Source organism: Brevibacillus sp. MCWH, assembly GCF_013096935.1.
Classification (GTDB): Bacteria; Bacillota; Bacilli; order Brevibacillales; family Brevibacillaceae; genus Brevibacillus; species Brevibacillus aydinogluensis.
The window spans coordinates 1-421 of sequence record NZ_SDLF01000198.1; the positions used below are offsets into that span (position 1 = coordinate 1).

The 421-nt window shown below is 26.4% G+C and carries 1 protein-coding gene; it reads right to left on the bottom strand.

What is annotated here, in order from left to right:
* Positions 1-162 precede the first annotated feature (162 nt).
* Positions 163-421 (bottom strand): hypothetical protein (locus tag ETC00_RS20060; RefSeq protein WP_171567779.1); only part of this gene is annotated, 259 nt, incomplete at its 5' end.

A 421-nucleotide genomic window follows, 5' to 3' on the forward strand; every position in this document is an offset into this window, starting at 1 on the left:
ATTTTATACGATCCCCTTTTATTTATTTTTTGATAAAAATTTTTGTAAAAAAGTTGAACTAATTAATAATGGACTTTTTCTGCCATCGGACGACCCTCCTAATTTTTTCTCTTATTTTAAGCTTAGAAGTGATATGGTTGGATCACTTCTAAGCCTTCTTTTTTATTTTTCAATAATTTCTTCTAAAGGTTGTGGGAATGTCATACCATCGACTTCCAAATATACATATTTCTTTTCTAAAATACTTAAATCTAACGACTCTAATTCTTTAGACATTTTTAGTTTAATTTGTAAAATATCTTTTAAATCTTGAGAAATGTATTGTTCATATTCTTCTAAAAATGAAATAAAATCCCCATATACATTTTGTAGTGGAATAAATAATTTTCCACTATGAACAAGTTCATGCACTGTTACAGAC